16 protein-coding genes are annotated in these 19092 nt (G+C 71.8%); 8 read left to right on the top strand and 8 right to left on the bottom strand.

Features of this window, described 5'->3' with window-relative positions:
* Positions 1-2529 (top strand): AAA family ATPase (locus tag P1P75_RS28620; protein WP_319260663.1); only part of this gene is annotated, 2529 nt, incomplete at its 5' end.
* 9 nt (positions 2530-2538) lie between these two features.
* Here P1P75_RS28620 and P1P75_RS28615 read toward each other — a convergent pair.
* From P1P75_RS28615 to panB, 3 genes are all read right to left on the bottom strand, one after another.
* Positions 2539-3369 carry an ABC transporter permease gene (locus tag P1P75_RS28615; protein WP_319260660.1) on the bottom strand — a complete coding sequence of 277 codons (831 nt, stop codon included), beginning with the start codon at positions 3367-3369 and terminating at the stop codon, positions 2539-2541.
* Positions 3366-4394, bottom strand: a complete 1029-nt coding sequence (locus P1P75_RS28610) for an ATP-binding cassette domain-containing protein (RefSeq protein ID WP_319260657.1) — start codon at positions 4392-4394, stop codon at positions 3366-3368. The genes P1P75_RS28615 and P1P75_RS28610 overlap by 4 nt, the downstream gene beginning before the upstream one ends.
* 317 nt (positions 4395-4711) lie before the next feature.
* On the bottom strand, positions 4712-5578 hold the full coding sequence (gene panB, locus P1P75_RS28605) for a 3-methyl-2-oxobutanoate hydroxymethyltransferase (protein WP_319260654.1): 867 nt from the start codon (positions 5576-5578) through the stop codon (positions 4712-4714).
* Positions 5579-5744: 166 nt separating this feature from the next.
* Here panB and P1P75_RS28600 point away from each other — a divergent pair, with 166 nt between their 5' ends.
* The 4 genes from P1P75_RS28600 (at position 5745) to P1P75_RS28585 (ending at position 10566) form a co-directional block, all read left to right on the top strand.
* A complete protein-coding gene (locus P1P75_RS28600) occupies positions 5745-7346 on the top strand; it encodes an MFS transporter (RefSeq protein ID WP_319260652.1) in 1602 nt (533 codons plus the stop codon).
* A complete protein-coding gene (locus tag P1P75_RS28595; protein WP_319260649.1) occupies positions 7343-8059 on the top strand; it encodes a TetR/AcrR family transcriptional regulator in 717 nt (238 codons plus the stop codon). Before P1P75_RS28600 ends, P1P75_RS28595 begins: the two co-directional genes overlap by 4 nt.
* Before the next feature lie 147 nt (positions 8060-8206).
* On the top strand, positions 8207-9265 hold the full coding sequence (locus P1P75_RS28590) for an endonuclease/exonuclease/phosphatase family protein (protein ID WP_319260646.1): 1059 nt from the start codon (positions 8207-8209) through the stop codon (positions 9263-9265).
* 86 nt (positions 9266-9351) lie between these two features.
* Positions 9352-10566, top strand: a complete 1215-nt coding sequence (locus P1P75_RS28585) for an MFS transporter (protein ID WP_319260643.1) — start codon at positions 9352-9354, stop codon at positions 10564-10566.
* A 100-nt stretch (positions 10567-10666) separates the two neighbouring features.
* Here the strand turns inward: P1P75_RS28585 and P1P75_RS28580 are convergent, their stop codons facing one another.
* From P1P75_RS28580 to P1P75_RS28565, 4 genes are all read right to left on the bottom strand, one after another.
* Entirely contained in the window at positions 10667-11722 is a 1056-nt protein-coding gene (locus P1P75_RS28580) for a DUF6215 domain-containing protein (RefSeq protein WP_319260640.1), read from the bottom strand.
* 408 nt (positions 11723-12130) lie between these two features.
* A complete protein-coding gene (locus tag P1P75_RS28575) occupies positions 12131-14176 on the bottom strand; it encodes an NAD(+) synthase (protein ID WP_319260637.1) in 2046 nt (681 codons plus the stop codon).
* Positions 14177-14516: 340 nt separating this feature from the next.
* The gene (locus P1P75_RS28570) at positions 14517-15140 is read right to left on the bottom strand and encodes a DUF305 domain-containing protein (RefSeq protein ID WP_319260634.1); all 624 of its coding nucleotides are present in this window, start codon (positions 15138-15140) and stop codon (positions 14517-14519) included.
* The gene (locus P1P75_RS28565; RefSeq protein ID WP_319260631.1) at positions 15137-15796 is read right to left on the bottom strand and encodes a DUF3105 domain-containing protein; all 660 of its coding nucleotides are present in this window, start codon (positions 15794-15796) and stop codon (positions 15137-15139) included. Before P1P75_RS28565 ends, P1P75_RS28570 begins: the two co-directional genes overlap by 4 nt.
* 248 nt (positions 15797-16044) lie before the next feature.
* Here P1P75_RS28565 and P1P75_RS28560 point away from each other — a divergent pair, with 248 nt between their 5' ends.
* Positions 16045-16479, top strand: coding sequence for an Rrf2 family transcriptional regulator (locus P1P75_RS28560; RefSeq protein ID WP_319260629.1), 435 nt, complete (start codon positions 16045-16047; stop codon positions 16477-16479).
* 34 nt (positions 16480-16513) lie between these two features.
* Complete coding sequence (locus P1P75_RS28555) at positions 16514-17041, top strand: hypothetical protein (RefSeq protein WP_319260626.1); 528 nt, start codon at positions 16514-16516, stop codon at positions 17039-17041.
* A gap of 27 nt (positions 17042-17068) precedes the next feature.
* Here the strand turns inward: P1P75_RS28555 and P1P75_RS28550 are convergent, their stop codons facing one another.
* On the bottom strand, positions 17069-18253 hold the full coding sequence (locus tag P1P75_RS28550; protein WP_319260624.1) for a globin domain-containing protein: 1185 nt from the start codon (positions 18251-18253) through the stop codon (positions 17069-17071).
* Between the two features lie 403 nt (positions 18254-18656).
* Here P1P75_RS28550 and P1P75_RS28545 point away from each other — a divergent pair.
* Positions 18657-19092, top strand: a 436-nt coding sequence (locus tag P1P75_RS28545) for a glutamine synthetase beta-grasp domain-containing protein (protein WP_319260621.1), incomplete at its 3' end; no start/stop codon positions are given.

Below are 19092 nucleotides of genomic sequence, written 5' to 3'. Positions count from 1 at the left end.
GGTCCCCGTGGATGGCCTCGATGTCCCCTTCCCGCCCGCCTCACCTCCTTCGTCGGGCGGGAAGGGGACATCGAGGCCATCCACGGGGACCTGGCCGGTGCCCGGCTGGTCACGCTGCTGGGGCCGGGCGGGGCCGGTAAGACCCGGCTGTCGCAGGAGGCCGCCGAGAGCGCGGGTGACATCGCCCGGGACGGGGTGTGGCTGGCCGAGCTGGCGCCGGTCGCCGACCCCGACGCCGTACCGCAGGCCGTCCTCACCGCCGTGGGAGCCCGCGAGACCGTGCTCTACGGCGCCGGCGCCGAGGAGATGCGGGCGGCGGTCGCCGAACGGCTCGACGACCCCGTGGAACGCCTCGCCGAGCACTGCGCCCGCCGCCGGATGCTGATCGTCCTCGACAACTGCGAACACGTCGTCGAGGGGGCCGCCCACCTGGTCGAGGAGCTGCTCAAGCGCTGCCCGGAACTGACGGTCCTCGCCACCAGCCGCGAACCCCTCGGCGTACCGGGCGAGTTGTTGCGGCCGGTGGAGCCGCTGCCCGAACCGGCCGCGCTGCGGCTGCTCGCCGAGCGCGGAGCGGCCGCCCGCCCCGGCTTCCGCGTCGACGACGACCCCGAGGCCTGCGCCGAGATCTGCCGCCGCCTGGACGGCCTGCCGCTCGCCATCGAACTGGCCGCCGCCCGCCTGCGCATGCTCACCCCCCGCCAGATCGCGGACCGGCTCGACGACCGCTTCCGGCTGCTGACCTCCGGCAGCCGTACCGTCCTGCCCCGCCAGCAGACCCTGCGGGCGGTCGTCGACTGGTCCTGGGACCTGCTCGACGAGGACGAACGCGAGGTCCTGTGCCATCTGTCCGTGTTCGCCCGCGGCTGCGACCTCGCCGCCGCCGAGGCCGTCTGCGGCCCGGCCGCCCTCGACGCGCTCGGCTCCCTCGTCGACAAGTCCCTCGTCGTGGCCGCGCCCGCCCCCGACGGCCGGATGCGCTACCGGCTCCTGGAGACCGTCGCCGAGTACGCCGCCGCCCGCCTCGACGAGTCCGGGAGCCGCCCCCGCGCCGAGCGCGCGCACCTGACGTACTACCGCGAACTCGCCCGCACCAACGAGCCGTCACTGCGCGGCCGAGGGCAGCGGGCGGCCATCGACCGGCTCCAGCTGGAGTACGAGAACCTGCGCACCGCGCTGCGCCGCGCCGTCGCCGAGCGCGACGAGCAGGAGGCGCTCTGCCTGGTCCACTCGCTCGTCACGTACTGGCAGATGCGCGACCTGCGCATCGAGGCCCGCGGTTGGTGCCGCGAGGTGATGTCCCTCGGCCCCGACCCCTTCACGGAGCCCGTACGCCCCGCCGCACCCGTGTGGACACCCTGCACCGACGCCCCGCCGCCGATGACCGGCGAGGTCCTCGTCGAGGCCCGGCGCGGCGTGCACCTCGCCCATCTCGCCTGCATGGAAACGGAGTTGGACGCCTGGCAGACACCTGCCGCCCAGGCCAAACTGCGGGCCATCGCCGACACCTACACCCCCGGCCTCCCGCAGACCTGCCGCAGTCCGGGCCTGCTCTGGTTCTACGCCGTCATGCTCACCGGCGACATGGAACGCATCCGCGTCATCGTCGACGCCAACATCCGCACCGCCCGCGAGACCCCCGGCTACGAATGGGAGCTGGCCGTCTGTCTCCAGATGCGCGCCAACCTGCTGGCCAACCGTTCCGACTGGGCGGGTGACGCGACCCGCGACGCCGACGAGTCCCTGGAGATCTTCCGCCGCCTCGGCGACGCCTGGGGCACCGCCGAGGCCCTCTCCGCGCGCGCCGAGGCCCACGAGCGGATGGGCGCCCACGGCAGGGCGGCGGCCGACTACGAGGCCGCCATGGTGTACGCCGAACGGCTGGACGCCCGCAGCCAGTCGGCGGTCCTTCAGGCCCGGCTCGGCAGCGCGCTGCTGGAGGCCGGCCAGCAGGAGCGCGGCGAACGTCTGCTGCGCGATGTCATCGACCGCGCCGACGGCGCCGTCAGCGAAGCCCTGCCCGCCGCCCGGCTCTTCCTCTGCGGCCATCTCGCCATGACCGGCCGCACCGCCGAGGGGCGTGAGCAACTGCGGCTGCTGCGCGAGGAGTTCGGCCTCGCACACTTCGTCGTCTTCGACGCCATGATCCTCGGCGCGCAGGCCTGGCTCGACGTGGTCGAATCGCGCTACGAGGAGGCGCTGGTCGCGATCCGAAAGGCCCTGCGGCAGGCCAACGACCCGCTGTCCACGGCCATCGCCCCGCACCTTCGTTCCTTCTACCTGACCATCGCGGCCATCGCCCTCGACGGGACCGACACCGGGGACGGCGCCCGCGCCCGGACCGCTGCCCGCTGCCTGGGCGCCGCCGAGGCCCACCTGCCGCCCCGGCACATCTCGCCGCGCCTGGAGGCCGAGTGCCGGGAGCGGGCCAGTGCCGGGGCCCGCGCCGCTCTCGGTGAGGAGGCGTACACCGCCGCGTACGCCGAGGGCGGCGGCCTCTCCTACGAGGCAGCCGCCGCCCTGGTGTGACGCACCCGGTCAGGCCTTGGTGCGGAACTTGTGGATCGAGATCGGCGCCATCACCGCGGTGAGCCCCACCGACCAGGCCAGCGTCACCCACAGGCCGTGGGCGACCGGACCGCCGATCATCAGCCCGCGGGCCGCGTCCGCGAGAGCCGACAGCGGGTTGAACTCGGTGAAGTTGCGCAGCCAGCCCGGCATCGAGGCGGTCGGCGCGAAGATCGACGAGCCGAACTGGAGCGGCATCAGCACCAGGAAGCCCATCGCCTGCACGGACTGCGCGTTCTTCATCGTCACGCCGAGCGTGAGGAACACCCACATCAGGGCGAACCCGAACGCCGCCGACAGTCCGACAGAGGCCAGCAGACCGGGCCAGCTCGTGATGTCGAAGCCGACCAGCAACGAGACGATCACCAGGACCACCGTCGCGAACAGCATCCGCATCAGCTCGACGGCGATCTTCGCGAAGAGCACCGAGCCGCGCCCGATCGGCAGCGACCGGAAACGGTCCATGACACCGGAGTTGAAGTCCTGGTTGAACCCGGTGCCCACCCCCTGCGCCATGTTCATCCCCGTCATGGCCAGCAGGCCGGGCACGACGTACTGGACGTACGCCTCCTGACCGCCGCCCAGCGACTGGCCGATGGAGCCGCCGAAGACGTACACGAACAGCAGGGTGAAGACGACCGGGAACAGGATCGCGTCGAACATCGACTCCGGGTCCTGCCGGATCCACAGCAGGTTGCGGCGTATCAGCGCGCCGGTGTGGCGCAGATGGGCCCGCAGCGAGATGGGCGTGTCGGCGCGCTTCGGGCCGGCCGGCGTGAGAGTGGCGGTGGCGGCGCTCATACGGCGGCCTCCTCAAGGGTCTTGCCGGCCGGGACGGTGCCCTGCGGCGCACCGGCACGGTGGCCGGTGAGGGACAGGAACACCTCGTCCAGGCTGGGCAGTTCGGTGGTGATGGAGGAGAGCGTGATACCGCGCTCGGTGACCGCGCCGACCACGGCGGTGAGCTGCTCGTCGCTCAGCACCGGCACCAGCACCGAGCCGCGCTCGAGGTCCACGACGGTGCCGGCCAGGCCGGTGATGCCCAGCTCGTCCAGCGCGTGGGCCAGCGGGCGCAGCTGCAGAGGGTCGGCCGGGCGCACCCGCAGGGTCCGTCCGCCCACGCGGGCCTTCAGCTCGTCGATGCCGCCCGTGGCGATGACCTTGCCCTTGTCGACGACCGTCAGCTCGGAGGCGAGCTGCTCGGCCTCCTCCATGTACTGGGTGGTCAGCAGGACGGTCACGCCCTCGCCGACCATCGACTTCACCTCGTCCCACACCTCGTTGCGGGTGCGCGGGTCGAGGCCGGTGGTCGGCTCGTCGAGGAAGAGGACGGCGGGCCGCCCGATCATGGACGCGGCGAGGTCGAGCCGCCGTCGCATACCGCCGGAGTACGTCCCCGCCGGACGCCGGCCGGCCTCAGTGAGGGAGAACCGCTCCAGCAGTTCGTCGGCGCGGGCCCTGGAGGCCTTGCGGGGCAGGTCCAGCAGCCGGCCGATGATGTACAGGTTCTCCCAGCCGGCCAGCTTCTCGTCGACGGAGGCGTACTGGCCGGTGAGGCCGATGACGCGGCGGAGCCGGCGGGGCTGGCGTACGACGTCGTAGCCGACGACGCTCGCCCGGCCGGCGTCGGGGGCGATGAGCGTGGACAGGATCCGCACGAGGGTGGTCTTGCCGGCGCCGTTCGGTCCGAGCACCCCCATGACGGTGCCCTCCCGCACGTCGAGGTCGACCCCGTCCAGTGCCTTGGTCTCCCCGTAGTGCTTGACCAGCCCCCGCACGGTGACGGCGCGGGACGCGCCGCTGGGGTTGTTGTCGATGCGTGTCATGCGGTTGACGTTGTCACCCCTCACCGACAAACGACCTACACGCGCCCGACAGCCGCCGACATCCGGCCGACAGGGGCGGGGGTGGCGGGGGCCCCTGGCCCATGCCCACCCACCATCCGACTCGGTGGGATAAAAGGCGAGGGTCAGGCAACTCAGCCCGTCCGGCGTCTGAGGACGAGGCGCGGAGCGACGACAGGAGGGTCTGGGGGCGCAGCCCCCAGGTTCGGGTCGGGAAGGGGCGGCGGGGGCGAGAAACGCAAAGGGGGCAGCCCGCCGATGGGGGAAGTCGGCGGGCTGCCCGTCGTACCGAGATGGCTCTAGTGGACGGAGTGCTCGTCCTGCGGGAACGTTCCGCCGACGACATCCTCCGCGAACGCCTTCGCCGCGTTCCCCATGACCTCACGGAGGTTCGCGTACTGCTTCACGAACTTGGGGACGCGCCCCCCGGTCAGCCCCATCATGTCCGTCCAGACCAGCACCTGCGCGTCCGTCTCGGCACCGGCGCCGATCCCGACCGTCGGGATGTGCAGCACGCGCGTCACCTCGGCCGCCAGCTCCGCAGGCACCAGCTCCAGCACGACCGCGAAGGCCCCCGCGTCCTGGACGGCCTTCGCGTCCCGCAGCAGCTGCGCGGCGGCCTCCTCGCCACGCCCCTGCACGCGGTAGCCCATGGCGTTCACGGACTGCGGGGTGAGCCCGATGTGGGCCATGACCGGGATGCCGGACTCGACGAGCAGCTCGATCTGCCGGTGCGACCGCTCGCCGCCCTCCAGCTTCACGGCCCCGACCCCGGCCTCCTTGACCAGCCGGGTCGCGCTGCGCAGGGCCTGCACGGGACCTTCCTGGTAGGACCCGAAGGGCAGGTCGCCGACGATGAGGGCCCGCTGGGTGCCGCGCACGACGGCGGCCGAGAGCATGGTCATCTCGTCGAGGGTGACGGGCACGGTGGTCTCGTACCCGAGGTGGCAGTTGCCCGCCGAGTCGCCGACGAGCATCACGGGGATCCCGGCTTCGTCGAAGACGGACGCGGTCATCGCGTCGTACGCGGTGAGCATGGGCCACTTCTCGCCCCGCTCCTTGGCGGCGGCGATGTCGCGGACGGTGATGCGGCGTGTGCCCTTTCCTCCGTACAGCGCCTTGCTGCCGTCGGAGGACTTCGTCTGGGCAGCCGAAAGCTGCGTCATTGCAACGGCTCCTTCGTCATCTCGAGGCGCCCTCACGGCGTCCCCGGACCACATCCATGGTGGCACTTCGTGCCAGGGAGGGCCAGAGCACCCCCTGTGGGTAAAACCTCAGTAAGAGGATTCGATACGAGACGGTGCCGTATCGAAATGGGTCTACGCTCGAAGCATGACCACTCCCGCCGTTCCCGCGTCCCCCCGCGTACCGGAAGCCGTGCACCGGCGTCGCTGGGCGATCCTCGGCGTGCTGATGCTGAGCCTGCTGATCGTGGTGCTCGACAACTCGATCCTGAACGTCGCCGTCAAGACCATCTCCACCCCGCCCCCCGTCGGCCTCGGCGCCGGCCAGAGCGAGCTGGAGTGGGCCATCAACTCCTACACGCTCGTCTTCGCGGGCCTGCTGTTCTCCGCCGGACTGCTGGGCGACCGGCTGGGCCGCAAGAAGGTGCTGCTCGGCGGCCTCGCGGTCTTCGGCATCGGCTCCGCGCTCGCCGCCGAGTCCGGCTCACCCGCCCAGCTCATCGCCTTCCGTGCGCTGATGGCCCTCGGCGCCGCGTTCGTGATGCCGGCGACCCTCGCCGTCCTGATGAACATCTTCGAGCGCGAGGAACAGCCCAAGGCGATCGGCATCTGGGCCGGCGGCGTCGGTCTCGCCATCGCCATCGGACCCATCACCGGTGGCCTCCTCCTCGACCACTTCTGGTGGGGCTCGGTCTTCCTCGTCAACGTGCCGATCGTGATCACCGCCATCGTGCTGATGGTGTGGCTGGTGCCGGACTCGCGCGACCCCGCTCCCGGCCGGATCGACCCCGTCGGTGTCGTCCTGTCCGTCGTCGGCCTGGTCCTGCTCGTCTACGGCATCATCAAGGGCGGCGAGCTGGCCGACTTCACCGATCCGACGGTGCTGGCGACGATCCTCGGCGGACTGGTGGTCCTCGCCGCGTTCGTGGTGTTCGAGAAGCGCAGCGACCACCCGTCCATCGACATCGGCCACTTCCGCAACAAGGTGTTCTCGGCCGCGATCGGCGTCATCGCGCTGGTCTTCTTCGCGCTGATGGGCGTGACCTTCTTCGCCGTCTTCTACACCCAGAGCGTGCGCGGCTACTCGCCGCTGCAGACCGGCCTGCTGATGCTGCCGCTGGCCGTCGCCCAGCTGGTCTTCGCGCCGCGCGCCCGGCTGGTCGTGGACCGCTTCGGCAACAAGGCCACGACCACGGGCGGCATGCTCCTCATCGCGGCGTCGCTGGTCGCCTTCGCCACGCTGGACGAGGACACGCCGATCTGGCTGCTGGAGGTCGTCTTCTTCTTCATGGGCGCCGGAATGGCCCACATCATGACGCCGACCAGCGTCGTCATCATGCAGTCGCTGCCCCGCGAGAAGGCCGGCTCGGCGTCCGCGCTCAGCAACACCTTCCGCCAGGTCGGCGGCGCGCTCGGCATCGCCGTACTCGGCTCCGTGCTGTCGGCGGCGTACCGCACCGGCATCGAGGACAAGCTCGGCGCGGTACCGGCCGGGCTGCGCCACACGGCGGGGGAGTCGATCGAGGGGACCCTGGGCGTCGCGGCGAAGCTCGGCCCGCGCGGCGAGTCCCTCGTCGGCCCGGCCAACGACGCCTTCCTGCACGCCATGCACGTCACCGCACTGTGCGGGGCCGGTGTCGCCCTCGTCGGCGCGCTCGTCGTGGCCCTGTTCCTGCCGGGCCGGCCGAAGGAGCCCGACGAGACGGCGAGGGACGCCGAACTGGTACACACAGAGACAGGACGGCCGTGACGTCCGCCGGCAGCGGGAACGCCGCCGGGCGGTCCGTGCGGCCCGTCCGGGGGCGGCCCCGCAGCGAGGCCGTGGAACAGGCCATCGTGGAGGGGACGATGAAGCTGCTGGAGGAGGGCGTACCGCTCGGGGAGCTGTCCATCGAGCGGATCGCCCGCACCGCCGGAGTCGGCAAGGCGGCCATCTACCGCCGCTGGAAGGGCAAGGAGGAACTCTTCGTCGACGTCCTGCGCACCGTCGAGCCGGACGGCCCCGAACTCCCCGGCACCTCCATGCGCGAGGACCTCGTGGCGCTGCTGGAGTGGCAGCGCCGGCGCGGGCTCGCCAGCCGGTCCTCGGCGATCCTGCGCACCGCGCACGCCCAGATGAAGAGCAGCCCCAGGATCTGGGAGGCGTACCACAGCACGGTCATCGCGCCCCGGCGGAAGCTGGGCATGGAAGTCCTGCGACGCGGGCAGCGCGACGGTGAACTCCGTAGCGACCTCGATGTCGAGCTGGTCAACGACCTGTTCATGGGCCCGATGCTGGTCCGTGCCGTCCTGCGGCCCGACGCCGACCTCACCGAGGGCCTCGCCCAACGGATCGTGGACACCCTGCTCGACGGTCTGCGGCCCCCCGCCCCGCGGTCCGTCGGCGAGGCCGGCGCCCCACGGTCCGTCAGTTCCCCGGCGGACGCGGCCGAATGTGCGCGTTCCGTCACGAAGCACTCCTGACGGTCCGTGACCGGAACCCCTGGCGGCACTCCGCTCGTCCTCGTGCCCGTTGGGCCGTCATGGGACGGCGGGATCCGAGCCGATCATCCCCTAGGGTCGTACGCACGGGGGAGAGACGGTATGCACGGCAGGCAGTGAGGCGACGGTATGGCGCAGCAGGCGTATGTGGCGGAGACGGACAACGGCGGCCCGGGTCCCGAGCCGCGAGGAGCCCGACTCCGGAGCCTGCTTGTACGACTGGTCGGACGCCTGTCGGCGGGCTGGCGCGGTGATCCACGGATCTGGCGCCGCGGCCTCGTCGTCGCCGCGTTCGCGCTGCTGCTCGCGCTGGTGATGCTGGTGCACTCGCGCATCCCCAACCGGTTCGGCAACCTCGGCAGCCTCACGGAGACGTTCCTGCCGTGGCTCGGCGTCTTCATCCCGGTGTTCCTGGTGCTGGCGTTCGTGCGCCGGTCGGCGACCGCGCTGATCGCCCTGCTGCTGCCGGCCGTGGTCTGGCTGAACCTCTTCGGCGGGCTGCTCGGCGACAAGACCGGCAGCGGCGGCGACCTCACCGTCGCCACGCACAACGTCAACGCCGACAACGCCGACCCCTCCGGCACCGCCCGCGACGTGGCCGCCTCCGGCGCTGACGTCCTGGCCCTGGAGGAGCTGACCGAGACGGCCGTCCCGGTGTACGAGAAGGCGTTGGCGGCGACGTACCGGTACCACTCCGTGCAGGGCACGGTCGGGCTGTGGAGCAAGTACCCGCTGGCCGATGTGGCGGCCGTGGACATCAAGCTGGGCTGGGTCCGCGCGATGCGCGCCACGGTGACCACCCCCGAGGGGGCGGTCGGTTTCTACGTCGCCCACCTGCCCTCGGTCCGGGTGAAGCTCCAGGCCGGGTTCACGGCCCATCAGCGCGACAAGAGCGCGGACGCGCTGGGTGAGGCGATCGCCGCCGACCCGTTGAGCCGCAAGGTCCTGCTCGGCGACCTCAACGGCACGATGAACGACCGCTCGCTCAACGCCGTCACCTCCCAGATGCGCTCCGCGCAGGGCGCCGCGGGCAGTGGGTTCGGCTTCAGCTGGCCGGCGTCGTTCCCCATGGCGCGGATCGACCAGATCATGGTGACGGGAGTGGAGCCTGTCACCTCGTGGACGCTGCCGGAGACGGGCAGCGACCACTTGCCGGTCGCGGCTCGTGTGAAGGTCGCCACGTCGTAACCTCCCGGAATACCGGGCCGGGGAGACTTTGTTTCGTACTTGAACATAAGATGACGGAACTCTCTCCGAAAGGCACAGGCCCCTCCATGCCTCTGGCCCTGCTCGCCCTCGCCGTAGGTGCCTTCGGCATCGGCACGACCGAGTTCGTGATGATGGGCCTGCTGCCCGAAGTCGCCGACGACCTGAACATCTCCCTCCCCACCGCCGGACACCTGGTCGCCGCGTACGCGCTCGGCGTCGTCATCGGCGCCCCGCTGCTCGCCGCCGTCACCGCGCGCATGCCCCGCCGTACGGTCCTGATCTCCCTCATGGTGCTGTTCGTGGCCGGCAACGCGCTGTCCGCGTTCGCCCCCGGCAACGAGTCCCTGCTCGCCGCCCGCTTCCTCAGCGGCCTTCCGCACGGCGCCTTCTTCGGCGTGGGAGCGGTGGTCGCCACGAACATGGTCGCGCCCGAGCGCAAGGCGCGCGCGGTGTCGCTGATGTTCCTCGGCCTGACGGTGGCCAACATCGCGGGCGTTCCGGTCGCCACCCTCATGGGCCAGCGCCTCGGCTGGCGGGCGACCTTCCTGGGCGTGAGCGTGATCGGCCTGGTGGCGATAGCGTCGCTGGCCCTGCTGATCCCGCGCGACCGGGCCGCCGCCCCCACGGCCGGCCTGCGCGGCGAGATGGCCGCCCTGCGTTCGCTGCCGGTGTGGCTGGCGCTGGGTACGACGGTCGCCGGATTCGGCGCGCTGTTCTCCGCCTACAGCTACATCACACCGATGCTGACGGACGGCGCCGGGTACGCCGACTCCAGCGTGACCCTGCTGCTGGCGCTGTTCGGTGTCGGCGCGACGATCGGCAACCTGCTGGGCGGGCGGCTCGCCGACCACGCGATGCGCGCCACGCTGTTCGGCGGTCTGACGTCACTGGTGGCCGTCCTGGCCCTGTTCCCGCCGCTGATGACGACGGCGTGGGGCGGTGCGCTGGCCGTGTTCCTGCTGGGCGTTGCGGCGTTCGTGACGGGCTCGCCGCTCACCATGATGGTGATGGAGAAGGCGGCGGCGGGCCCGTCGCTGGCCTCCTCCGCCAACCAGGCCGCGTTCAACCTGGCCAACGCAGGCGGCGCCTGGACCGGTGGCCTGGTTCTCGCTGCGGGCTTCGGCGTGACGTCGCCCGCGTCGGCGGGTGCGGTGCTGGCGGCCCTGGGCCTCGCGGTGGCCGCGGTGGCGTACGTGGTGGACCGGCGGCGGGAGCCCGCCGGTGCGGGCCACGTGGTCGCCAGCCACACGCCCGAGCGGGCGGGTGTACTGCACCACTGAGCCTCTTGGGGGCCACCAGCTCTCGTTCGGCACCTCGGCAGCCACCTCGTCACGTGGCCGCGTCGTCACGCGGCTGGGCCGAGGCCGACGGCGGGACGTCTCAGCGGCCACTGCGCAGGGGGATCGTCGGAAGGACCTTCTCGGCGATGCCGAGGAGGACGCTGTCGCCAGGGAGGGCCCCGGACTCGCTCCACACGGTGATGTCGTAGGAGCCGCCCCGGTCCTTGCTGTCGAGCGCCACGGACAGCGTCCTGGCCAGGGGGCCTTGTTGCACCGGCCCGCTCGACCCCTCACCCCCGAGACTGATCTCGATCTTCATGGTGGGGTCCGAGGAGAGCAGCGCGGGCCGGCCGAGGACCGTGAGCGTCCTGAGGTCCTTCTCCCCCTCGGTCCCCGCGATCTTCAGAAGGTTCACGTACTGGGCGGTCGACAGCTCGTTGTAGGTGGCCGACAGATTCACGCTGTACGTGTCGAACCTGACCTCGGCCTCCGGCTGGGCGACCTTCCCGTCGGTCAGGGCGGCGGTGTTGCTGGTGCCGGAAGCCGAGGTCGCGATCTCCGTGGGCGTCCCGAGGAGCCGCGCCAGGTCGGGCCGGTTGAGCGCCTCGCACAGCTCGGCACCGGTCACGGGCCGGGGCGCCTTCTCGTAGACCGCGGGCAGCGCCTCGTCCTCCGTGTCCGCACACGAGGCGGCCCGCGAGGTGTTGTCCTCGGCGGGCAGCACGTCGGGGGCCAGCCACAGCACGGCAGCGATCGCTGCGAACACGGCCACGGCCGCGACGGCCTGGCCCCACGGGTTGGGCTCCTTCTGGGCGGTGACCGGACCGGGAGGCAGGCCGGCTCCGGCCGGTGCCGGTGCCGGTGCCGGTGCCGGTGCCGCCAGCTGGGCCTGTGCCCAGGCGCGGGCGACAGCGTCGGTCGGGGCTCCGTCCGCGGAGGCCGCCGGGACAGGGTTCCGGCGGGCGCGCAGCGCCCGGACCACCACGCGGACGCGTATCGCGGTGAACACGAGGAACACCGCGCCGATACCGGCCGCGACCCCGTCCTGATCGTGGACGGCGAGATAGGTGATGCGCGCGCCCAGGACGGCCCCGAGGACGATGAGCAGCGGTTCGCGGACCCAGAAGGGCAGAACGCGCAGGAGTAGACCGAGCATCCGGTGATCTCACCAGGCCGAGCCCGCGTCCGCCGTGGTGGAGGCCACAATTCCGCAACCCCAGCCCTTCTCTGACGAAGCCGGGGTTCCGGCAGGGCCCTACAGCATCGGCGCCTGCGGCCGGCGCCTGCGCTGGGGGATCGGCACCTCAGGCCGGCGCCCCGGCGCCCCGGCGCCCCGGCACGGCGACGGTTGCGCACCGGGCCGGGGGAGTCCCCCGGGCGCCCCGTTCCGGGACGCTGTCGGCGAAGCCCGTCAGGCGGCCAGGCGATGGGCAGATCCGGGCCTGGAAACGCCGTGGAAGCGGCAGTTCCACGGCCCCCATCCGCCGATCATCGTCCGCCGATCATCGTCCGCCGAGCTGAGGATTCGCCTACACGGTTCCCCGGTCCCGCAGCGACACCGCGGTCAGCGTTGCGCCACCGCCGCGTCGATGCGAGCGAGGTCGCGCAGCCAGGCCTCCGCCGTGCTGTCGGACGGTGCGCGCCAGTCGCCGCGCGGGGAGAGCGAACCGCCTGCCGAGACCTTCGGCCCGTTCGGCATGGCCGAGCGCTTGAACTGCGCGAACGCGAAGAAGCGGCGGCAGAACACCTCCAGCCACCGCCGGATCTCCGGGAGGTCGTAGGCCACCCGCTTGGCGTCCGGGAAGTTCGGCGGCCAGGCGCCGGCCTCCGCGTCGTGCCAGGCGTGCCACGCCAGGAAGGCGATCTTCGACGGCCGGAAGCCGTACCGCAGGACATGGAACAGCGTGAAGTCGTGCAGCGCGTACGGGCCGATCCGGGACTCGGTGGACTGCATCTCCTCGCCCGGTACGAGTTCGGGGCTGATCTCGGTGTCGAGGATCGCGGCGAGGATCTTGCCGGTCTCCTCGTCGAACTGGCCGCTGCTGATGATCCAGCGGATCAGATGCTGGATCAGCGTCTTCGGAACACCGGAGTTGACGTTGTAGTGGCTCATCTGGTCGCCCACGCCGTACGTGGACCAGCCGAGCGCCAGCTCCGACAGATCGCCGGTGCCCAGCACGATGCCGCCGCGCTGGTTGGCGAGCCGGAACAGGTAGTCGGTGCGCAGGCCCGCCTGTACGTTCTCGAAGGTGACGTCGTACACCGGCTCGCCGGAGGCGAACGGGTGGCCCATCTCCTTCAGCATCAGCCGCGCGGTCGGCGTGATGTCCAGTTCGGCCGCGGTGACGCCGAGGGCACGCATCAGCTGGTGCGCGTTGTCCTTGGTGTGGTCGCTGGTGGCGAAGCCGGGCAGAGTCCAGGCCAGGATGTCGCTGCGCGGACGGCCCGCCCGGTCCATCGCGCGTGCCGCGACGATCAGCGCGTGGGTGGAATCGAGACCTCCTGACACCCCGATGACGACCTTCGGGCCGCCGATCGAGGCCAGCCGCTGCTGCAGTCCGGCGACCTGGATGTTGTACGCCTCGTAGCAGTCCAGGGCGAGCCGCTCGGCGTCGGCGGGCACGAACGGGAACCGCTCGACGCGGCGGCGCAGCCCCAGGTCGGCGACCGGCGGGGCGAGTGTGAACGACACCGTCCTGAAGTCCCCGGTCCGCGCCGAGTGCGTACGGCGGTTGTCGTCGAACGTGCCCATCCGCGTCCGCTCCTGCCGCAGCAGGTCGAGGTCCACGTCGGCCACCGCGTACTGCTCGTCCAAGGGGAAGCGGTCGGACTCCGCCAGCAGCACCCCGTTCTCGTAGATCAGGGTCTGCCCGTCCCAGGACAGGTCGGTGGTCGACTCACCGAGGCCGGCCGCCGCGTAGACGTACGCGGCGAGGCAGCGGGAGGACGCGGAGCGGCACAGCAGCTTGCGGTCCTCTGCCCTGCCGACCGTGATCGGGCTGCCCGAGAGGTTGACCAGGACGGTCGCGCCCGCCAGGGCGGCCTCGGCGCTCGGCGGCACCGGGACCCACATGTCCTCGCAGACCTCCGCGTGCAGCACCAGCCCGGGGACGTCCACCGCCTCGAACAGCAGGTCCACGCCGAACGGTACGGCCTCCCCGGCGGCCCGGATCGTCCCGCCGCGCTCGTCGTCGCCCCCGGCGATCTGCCGACGCTCGTAGAACTCACGGTAGTTGGGCGGGTACGACTTGGGGACGACACCGAGGACCCGGCCGCGGTGCACGAGCACCGCGCAGTTGTAGACCCGGTTGCGGTGGCGCAGCGGGGCACCGACGACCAGTACCGGGAGCAGCTCCGACGAGCCCGCCACCACCTCCTGGAGCGCCTCCTCGACCTGGTCGAGCAGCGCGTCCTGGAGCAGCAGGTCCTCGATCGAGTAGCCGCACAGCACCATCTCCGGGAACACGGCGACGGCGACGCCCTCCTCGGCGCAACGGCGGGCGTGGCGCAGGACCGCTCCGGCGTTGGCGTGCGGGTCCGCGATGACGGTGTGGCCCGTGCACGCGGCGACCCGTGCGAAGCCGTGCTGATAGATCGACCAGAAGTTCACACGGGCAGTGTAATCGTCAGTGCGACGCGATGGGTGGGCGGTGGTCGAAGGCGGGGGCAGGCGGGGGCCCGTCGCCCGCACGACATCTGGGCCGGGTCCGACGCGGACGCCGTGGGCGAGGCCGTCGAGGCCGGGCAACTGGCAGCTCCGGGCCACAGGGACGCCGGGGAAGTGGCAGCTCCGGGCCACAGGGACGCCGGGGAAGTGGCAGCTCCGGGCCACAGGCACGCCGTGGAAGTGGCCCGGATCTGCGCCACAGGAACGCCGGGCAGTTGGCAGATCGCCGGCCGGCCCGTATCTGCCGATCAGCGTCCGCCGAGCGGATCGGCCCCCGGGACGCCTACGGACTCGGCGTGGCACCCCGCGCCTTGAGCAGGTCCGCCATCAGCTGCATCTCCGACTTCTGCGCCTCGACCATGCCCTGCGCGAGCCGCTTCTCCACGCCCACCGTGCACTTGTCGGCGCAGCCCTGGGCCATGTGGACGCCGCCCTGGTGATGGGTCGTCATCAGCTGGAGGTAGAAGATCTCGGCCTGCCTGCCGTTCAGCGTGCCGAGCTTCTTCATCTCGGTGTTGGTGGCCATGCCCGGCATCAGCGCGCCGTCCTCGCCGGAGGCCATGCCGGCCATGTCCATCCAGGCCATCGGCTCGTCCGAGGACACCTTGGGCAGGCCCCACAGGTCGAGCCAGCCGATCATCATCCCGCGCTGGTTGGCCTGCGTCTGCGCGATGTCGTAGGCGAGACGGCGTACTTCCTCGTCCTTCGTGCGGTCGCGCACGATGTACGACATCTCGACGGCCTGCTGGTGGTGCACCGCCATGTCCCGGGCGAAGCCGGCGTCCGCGGAGTCCACCGAGGGCACCTTCCCGGAACCGGAACCGCTGTCCCCGGCGACGGAGTAGCTGATCGCCCCGGCCGCGACCAGGACACCGGCCACGGCCACGGCGACTCCCGCGTACCTCACTTCGACAGACCGCCCGTGCACGCGGCGCCCGGCTCCGGCGTCTGCTCGCCCTGCACGTACTTCTCGAAGAACGTGTCGATGTTCGGGTCGCTCGCCCCGGTCACCGTCCGCTGGGCCCCCCAAGCGGTCAGCATGATCGGGTCGGCCTGCTTGTCGTCCGGGCTCATCAGCGTGTACGGCGTCTTCTTCACCTTCGCCGCCAGCGCGTCCACGTCGGCCTTCGGGGCCTTGCTGTTGTACGTCACCCAGACCGCGCCGTGCTCCAGCGAGTGCACCGCGTTCACGTTGTTGAGGGCCTCGGTGTAGACGTCGCCGTTGCAGTTCATCCACACCTGGTTGTGGTCACCGCCGACCGGCGGCTCCACCGGGTAGGTCACCGCCTTGGCGACGTGGGTGCGGCCCAGGGTGCCCTTCCACGTCTTCACGCCGTCCGCGCCGGTGACGAAGCTGCCCGAGGTCTTGGCGTCGGCGGCGGGTTCGTCGTCCGACCGCGACTGCACCAGGAAGACGGTGCCGGCCACCAGGGCGGCCACCACGAGCGTGCTCGCCGTGATCGTCAGGATCCGGTTGCGCCGCTCGCGCGACTGCTCCGCACGGCGCATTTGCTCTATGCGCGCCTTGCGCGCCGCGCTGGTGTCCTTCTTGGCGGAACCCATGGGGCCTGTCCTTCTGGGGAAAGGGGGGCGGAACGGTCGGGTCGTGCGGGGCCTGCGGGGCGGTGCGGTGCTTGCGCGGTGTCCGGTGCTGTTCGAGTCGTTCGGTTCCGCTGATCGTAATGGGGGAACCGGGTGAACCCGTAGGCAGGTCACAGCCAAGGCGGGAGCGAGGGGCGCGCGGCCGTCGGCCCGGATAAATCGGAAGCTGAGATGCGCATTATCCTCGCGTCTCCTCTACGCTCACTCCCATGCGGCTCTTGCGATCCACCGACCTGGCGCTGCGCGTGCTGATGCGGCTCGCGGTGTCCGGCGGGACCACGCCGACGACCCGTGACGTGGCGGCCGCCATGGAGGTCCCTTACACCCATGCTGCCAAGGTCGTCGCCGAACTTCAGCACATGGCTCTGCTGGAGGCCCGGCGCGGCCGGGGCGGCGGCCTCGTCCTGACGGAGAAGGGCCGTACGGCGTCGGTGGGCGCCGTGGTCCGCGCCTTCGAGGGCGACGGCGACGTCGTCGACTGCGAGGGCGCCACCCCGTGCCCCCTGAACTCCGGCTGCCGCCTGCGCGGCGCCCTGCGACAGGCCCAGGAGGCCTTCTTCGCCTCACTGGACCCGATCACGGTCGCCGACATCGTCACGAGCCCGACGGGCCCGCTGCTGCTGGGCATCTCCGCGCGGGCCTGACAGGGGCGCGTGCGGGCCCGCTACCGTGCCCCGCATGGCATCGCTGATCGCATCCCTGCGCGCGCACGACGAGGCGGCCCGCTTCCTCGCCGGGCCGGGCGACTTCGAGCTGGACCGCGCCGACCACGGCGAGGAGGTCCACCTCGCCTCGGGCTCGCGACTGGAGGGGTTCGCGGGAGACGGGGCCGGAGGCACTTTCTTCTTCTGCGGCGACGGCGGCGAGGAACGCCCGGTCCTGTACGCCGACTCCGAGGGCCGCGCGGCCCTGGTCGCCGTCGGGCTGCCCGAGCTGCTGCGGCTCCTCCTCGCTGTCCCGTGGTGGCGCGACTGCACCGCCTTCACCGCCGAGCAGAGCGGCCGGCTCGCGGCCGAGTACCTGGCGGACCTGCCCGGCCTGGCGGCCGACCGGGGCAGGGCCGCCGCGGCCCTCGGGCTCGACCTGCCCTCCGAGGCGGAGGCTCTGGCCCGCCTCCGGGAGGTCGCCTTCGGCGCCGGCCGGGACTTCGTCCTCGTCCTCACGCCGGAGGGCGAGCCCTACGAGCCGCTGTTCACGGGCCCGTAAGGCTCCCCTCCGGCATGCGGGCCGTCGTCAGGCCGCCGCCAGCCACAGGTCGGGGCCGAACACCTCGTAGTGCACGTCCGCCGGGGCGACGCCCTTCTCGATCAGCTGGGCGCGGACCGCGCGCATGAACGGCAGCGGGCCACACAGGTACGCGCGCGTGCCGGGGCGGACGGGGACGTCCGCGAGGTCGGCGAGGCCCGTGCGGGTGCCCTCGGGGGCGTCCTGCTCGTACCAGAGGTGGACCGCCGCCTCGGGGAGCTTCGCCGTGTACGCCTCGTGCTCGCCGCGCAGGGCGTGGTCGGTGGGGGAGCGGTCGGCGTGGACGACGGTGACCGGGGCGCGGTGCCCGGTGGCCGCCAGGTGGGCCAGCATCGCCGTGATCGGGGTCACGCCGATTCCGGCCGAGGCGAGCAGCAGCGGGGTGTCCGGGGAGTCGTCCAGGACGAGATCGCCGTACGGCTCGGAGAGTTCGACCACGCTGCCCTCCGTCACGCGCGCGTGGAGGTGGTTGGAGACCTCGCCCTCCGGCGTCGTCCCGCCCGGGACCCGCTTGACGCTGATCTGGCGGAGCGTGTCGCCCGGGGTGCCGGAGAGGCTGTACTGGCGTATCTGGCGGGCGCCGTCGGGGAGTTCGGCGCGGACGGAGACGTACTGGCCAGCGCGGAAGTCGCGGACCGGGCCGCCGTCCACCGGGCGCAGCCGGAAGGTGACGACGTCGGCGGTCTCCGGTACGCGCGCGACGACCTCCCAGGCGCGCCAGACGGGGCCGCCGCTCTCCTCGTGGAGCCGCCTCTCGATGGCGATGAGCGCGTTCGCCATCAGCCAGTAGACCTCGTCCCAGGCGGCCGCCACCTGCGGGGTGACCGCCTCGCCGAGGACCGCGGCGATGGCCGCGAAGAGGTGTTCGTGGACGAGGGCGTACTGCTCGGGCGCGATGCCGAGCGAGGCGTGCTTGTGGGCGATGCGGGCGAGCATCGCGTCGGGCCGGCCGCCGGGCCGTTCGACCAGGTGCGTCGCGAAGGCGGCGATCGAGCCGGCCAGGGCCTGGCGCTGGGTGCCGGCGGCCTGGTTGCCGCGGTTGAACAGGTCCCGCAGCAGCTCCGGGCGGGCCTCGAACAGCCCCCCGTAGAAGCGCTCGGTGATCTCTCCGATGGCGGCGCCGACCACGGGCAGCGTGGCTCGGACGGTCGCTGCGGACTGCTCGGACAGCATGAGGCCTCCTCGGGCTCGCCTGCGCCTCTGTGCGGCGCCCGGCTGGACGGCACCGTAGTAAAACTTGCATATGAGATGCAAATTTAAACGGCGGCCGGTGGCGGTGTGCCGGACGGCCGATGCGAGGTGCACCCGACGGCCGGTCGTGAGGTGGACCGGAAGGCCGATCGTGAGGTGGATCGGAGGCGGAGGGGGCCGGGCATTACGGATGTCAGTCCGAGCAGGCAAGATGGGCGGGGAGCGGTACACCTGTCGTACGCGAGGCATTCACCCTGAGGTCGGCCGGACGATCAAGGTGCGCAACGCGCATGAAATGGTGTTGTGGTGGGATGCTCAGGTGCCCGACCGCCTCCCGTGATGCGGGAGACAGGCGGCCTGACCAGCAAGGATGGGGAAGCGGAAGATGGACAAGCAGCAGGAGTTCGTGCTCCGGACGTTGGAGGAGCGCGACATCCGGTTCGTACGCCTGTGGTTCACGGACGTGCTGGGCTTCCTCAAGTCCGTCGCCGTGGCCCCGGCGGAACTCGAACAGGCGTTTGACGAGGGCATCGGCTTCGACGGCTCCGCCATCGAGGGCTTCGCCCGCGTCTACGAATCCGACATGATCGCCAAGCCGGACCCCTCCACCTTCCAGGTCCTCCCCTGGCGCGCGGAGGCCCCCGGCACCGCCCGGATGTTCTGCGACATCCTCATGCCGGACGGCTCGCCGTCCTTCGCCGACCCCAGGTACGTGCTCAAGCGCGCCCTCGCCCGCGCCTCCGACCTGGGCTTCACCTTCTACACCCACCCCGAGATCGAGTTCTTCCTGCTGAAGGACCGCCCCCTCGACGGCTCGCGCC

The sequence above is a fragment of the Streptomyces sp. ID05-39B genome (assembly GCF_033794725.1).
Taxonomy (GTDB): domain Bacteria; phylum Actinomycetota; class Actinomycetes; order Streptomycetales; family Streptomycetaceae; genus Streptomyces; species Streptomyces bobili.
Note: the sequence above shows the minus strand (reverse complement) of the source record. Positions and strands in the feature narration are given on the sequence as shown.